2 protein-coding genes are annotated in these 4,695 nt (G+C 45.3%); one reads left to right on the top strand and one right to left on the bottom strand.

The genetic code is table 11. From position 1 onward, the window contains the following. Nucleotides 1-499: 499 nt before the first annotated feature. Nucleotides 500-2,524, bottom strand: coding sequence for a DEAD/DEAH box helicase (locus tag BCT81_RS20105; protein ID WP_083803034.1), 2,025 nt, complete (start codon nt 2,522-2,524; stop codon nt 500-502). A 308-nt stretch (nt 2,525-2,832) separates the two neighbouring features. On the opposite strand from BCT81_RS20105, the gene rnb reads away from it, so the two are divergent. Next, on the top strand, nt 2,833-4,695 hold a 1,863-nt coding region (rnb, locus tag BCT81_RS20100; RefSeq protein WP_102425582.1), incomplete at its 3' end, for an exoribonuclease II.

The following is a 4,695-nucleotide window of genomic DNA, read 5'->3' as shown; positions in this document are numbered from 1 at the left end:
TATTTCGAGAGCAAAATTAAAAAATAGTTGAATATGAAAATGAACAAACTGACAACGCAAACGAATGCTTGAACTATTTTTAACTTGATTTGAGTGATCCGGTAAGACGGTCAACATCATGAAACAAAGCAACAATACTCACCCTATCCCACACTCTCCATGCTCTAGAAGTTGAGCCCTGCGTAAACAGACTACACAGCAATTTAAGAGGCTTTTATTACTACTACCTCGACTTGTAGCACGTAATTTAAGTATAGCCTTACAATGCTATACAGCTACGTTAACGGAGCAAGATAGAGTGATTGCTCCCTTCATCCGGGAGTTTGAACAATCATTTCTAACTGGGTTGCAGAAGTAATATCAATCTTGGCGTGAAGTAAGGTGCATGAGTTATGCGCAGTGCGGTCGGAAGAATGAACAAGCAGGCACAAAAAAGCCGAGCATAATGCTCGGCTTTTAAATTCAGTGTCTAGACTAGAACGTCTAAGCTAAAGGTTGATTAACCTTCGTTGCGCTCTGGACGACGACCACGGTTACCGCCGTTGCCATGGCCACGTTCGCCACGGTAGTTGCCACGGTGATCGCCACCACGGTTGCGGTCGAAACGACGCTCGCCATCACGGCCGCCTTCACGGTTGCCATCGCGGTTACCGTCACGGTTGCCACGGTATCCACCGCGACCGCCTTCACGATTACCATCGCGGTTGCCATCACGGTTTCCGCGGTAACCACCACGACCACCATCACGACCGCCACGGCCACCGTTACCACGACGTGGTTCACGGAAATCGTTGAAGTCTACAACAACAGCACCAGCTTCTTTTTGACGGATGCGTAGCTTGCTTAGTTTACCAGCAGTTTCAGAGTTCATTGCTTTTGGCAGTTGAACGTAAGTTGAACCTTGGTCAAGTTTGATAGCACCGATAGAACCTTTAGTTAGGCCAAGTTCGTTTGCAAGTGCGCCAACGATATCTTTAACCTGAACACCTTGCTCACGGCCAACTTGTAGTTGGTAAGTATCCCAGTCTTGAGTATTGAAATCACGGCCACCGTTGTCACGGTTTTCACGACGCTCTTTACGACGGTTCTTGTCGCGCTCGATAGCAGCGATCATTGGGTCTTCACCAATGTAGAACAGTGGGCTCTTACCTTGCTGACGCTTAAGAAGCATTGCAGCTAGAGTTGCAGCATCTACGTCTAGAGACTCTTGCAGAGTAGTAATAAGACCTGCGAAGTTTTCTAGAGCTTTGCTTTCTTTCTCTGTTTCAAGCTCAGCGCCAAGCTTAGCAACACGTGCAGCAGCAACTTGGTCACGTAGAGGAAGTTGGATTTCTTCCATTGTAGACTTAGTTACGCGCTCGATTGTGCGAAGCATACGAATTTGGTTTGTGCGAACTAGAAGGATCGCTTTACCTTTACGTCCAGCACGGCCAGTACGACCAATACGGTGGATGTAAGATTCAACATCGAATGGGATGTCGTAGTTGAATACGTGAGTGATACGTGGAACATCAAGACCACGAGCTACAACGTCTGTTGCAACTAGGATATCGATAACACCTTGTTTGATGTGATCAACAGTGCGCTCACGTAGAGACTGAGGAATATCACCGTGCAGTGCAGCAGCTTTAAAGCCACGTGCAGATAGCCAATCAGCTAGACGCTCAGTATCTTGACGAGTACGTACGAATACGATTGACGCGTCAGTTTCTTCAGTTTCTAGAAGACGAGACATTGCTTCGTCTTTTTCTACACCTTTAACAACCCAGAAGTTCTGCGCTACTTTATCAACTGTGTGGTTAGTACCAGCAACGTCAACTTTAGCCGGGTTACGTAGGTAACGGTCAACAATAGTCTTAACCATTGGAGGCATAGTTGCAGAGAAAAGTACACGTTGTGCAGATTCTGGCGCTTGCTCAAGAATCCAAGTAACGTCATCTACGAAGCCCATTTTTAGCATTTCATCTGCTTCATCAAGAACAAATGTGTGTGCTTCATCTAGGTGTAGACGGTCACGAGTTAGTAAGTCTTTAACACGACCTGGAGTACCAACAACAATGTGAGCACCACGGCTTAGAGCACGCATTTGGTCAACGATTGAAGCACCACCGTAGATTTCAATAACTTTAAGACCTTTGATGTCACGGCCTAGGTTTTTGATTTCCGCAGCAACTTGGATCGCTAGCTCACGAGTAGGAGCCATGATGATTGCTTGTGGTTTGTGTTGGTTTAGGTTGATTTTGTTTAGTAAAGGCAGAGAGAATGCTGCTGTTTTACCAGTACCAGTCTGTGCTTTACCTAGTGCGTCACGGCCTTCAAGAAGAAGAGGAATAGCTGCTGCTTGGATTGGAGTTGGAGAAACGAAACCCATGCTATCAAGAGCTGAAAGGATGTTTTCGTTTAGGGCTAATTCATTAAATTGAATTACAGATTCGGACATTGGGATCCCACTATATATAAGTAAACAAAAGGTCCCGGGAGCTCTACCATTTCCAATACTGATCCAATCAGATACTGATTCCATTCAGAGTTACGAAGCAGTAATAAAACACTTCAAGCCATTAGGGACGTCTAAGGGAGGCGGATTATTCCTTAAATGCATAAAAAAAGCCAGAAAAAATTGAATTACATCACATATTTTTCGGTTTTCTTTCAATACTGGCTATCATATCGTCAAAACTTGATGAATATCTCGTCATAGCCGTTTACATCAATTGAATTGAACCTAGTAAATAAGCTGGCAATTAATTTGCTCTCCTTTCGGCTTTAAGTAGTAATCAGGCTTCGCAATGATTATAGTGTGCTCAATTGTTCTCGTAAGATAAAAGTAAGATGTTTCAAGATAACCCTCTACTCGCTCAGCTTAAGCAACAAATCCAAGAAACCCTCCCAAAAAAGGAAGGCACAATCAAAGCCACTGAAAAAGGGTTTGGTTTTCTAGAAGTCGACAGCAAAACAAGCTACTTCATCCCGCCTCCATACATGAAGAAATGTGTGCACGGTGACAAAGTGATTGCCATCATTCGCACCGAGAAAGAGCGTGAAGTTGCAGAGCCAGAAGAATTGGTTGAACAAGGTCTTACTCGCTTTATTGCTCGAGTTAAGCTTTTCAAAGGCCGCTTAAACGTTGTACCTGACCACCCTCAGCTTAAAAAGCTGCAACTAAAAGCGAAAGCCAAGAAAGGCCTAAACCCAGAAACGCTAAAAGAAGGCGATTGGGTTGTTGCTCATATCATTCAGCACCCATTGAAAGGTGACAACGGCTTCTTAGCTCAAATCTCAGAAAAGATCACTGACGCTGACGACAAGATCGCACCTTGGTGGGTAACACTTGCACAGAATGACCTACCAAATAGTGAACCTGAAGGTATCGATAATTGGCAAATCAATGACGATGCTGATTTAGAACGTGTAGACATGACTCACGTTCCTTTTGTGACTATCGATGGCGAAAGCACAAAAGATATGGACGATGCACTTTACGCGGAGAAGAAAGAGAACGGTGATTTTGAACTGACTATCGCGATTGCTGATCCTACCGCTTACATCTCTCCTGATGACGCAATGGACAAAGTGGCACGCGAACGCGGCTTCACGATTTACCTGCCTGGTCGTAACATCCCAATGTTACCTCGTGACCTTGCAGACAACCTATGTTCGCTTATCGAGAACGAAGTTCGCCCTGCCCTATGCTGCACAGTAACCGTGTCTAAAGATGGCGTTATTGGCGATGACATCAACTTCTTCGCGGCGAACATTAAATCTCACGCTCGTCTTGCTTACGACAACGTATCAGACTGGCTAGAAACCGGTGCATCAGAGAAGTGGCAACCAAGCGAAGAGATCGCAGCGATTGTTTCTGACCTACACGAATTTGCACAAGCACGTTCAACATGGCGCTCAGCAAACGCAGTGGTATTCCCAGATCGCCCTGACTACCGCTTTGAACTTAGCGAAGATAACGATGTTGTTGCTATTCACGCAGACATGCGTCGTAGTGCGAACAAGTTGGTTGAAGAGTCGATGATCAGCGCAAACATCTGTGCGGGTCGAGTACTGAAAGAGAGCTTCAACCAAGGTGTGTTTAACTGCCACTCTGGTTTCAAAGCCGAGAAAGTTGCAGACGTTCTTGAACTGGTTAATCCACAAGCAGAAACACCGTTCACAGAAGAGCAAATTATTTCTCTTGAAGGCTTTGCTGCACTGCGCCGCTGGTTAGGCTCTTTAGATAATAACTACTACGATAACCGTATCCGCAAGTTCCAAGCGTACAGTGAAATCAGCAACGAACCTGCACCACACTACGCAATGGGTCTAGACATTTACGCGACTTGGACTTCTCCAATTCGTAAGTACGGTGACATGATTAACCACCGTATGCTGAAAGCACATATCCTTGGTAAAGCGCCAATTCAAACACCAGACGAGACTATTGGTGATGAACTTGCACTACACCGCCGCCATCACGGTATGGCTGAGCGTAATGTAGGTGATTGGTTGTATGCTCGCACGTTAGCTAACGCACCAGCAGAAGAAACACGCTTCCAAGCAGAGATCTTCGACATTAACCGTGCTGGTATGCGTGTTCGCTTGCTAGAGAATGGTGCCGCTGCATTTATCCCTGGTTCTCTCATTCTTGATAATAAAGAAAGAATCGAGTGCAACAGTGATATGGGTACTGTATCTATCGATAAA

Origin of the sequence: Vibrio sp. 10N.261.52.A1 (assembly GCF_002876325.1) — a bacterium.
Lineage (GTDB): Bacteria > Pseudomonadota > Gammaproteobacteria > Enterobacterales > Vibrionaceae > Vibrio > Vibrio chagasii.
Note: the sequence above shows the minus strand (reverse complement) of the source record. Positions and strands in the feature narration are given on the sequence as shown.

Bases quoted from the DNA above. Each gene is read 5' to 3' on its own strand.
- BCT81_RS20105 (WP_083803034.1), bottom strand. From the start codon at position 2,524: ATGGAATCAGTATCTGATTGGATCAGTATTGGAAATGGTAGAGCTCCC.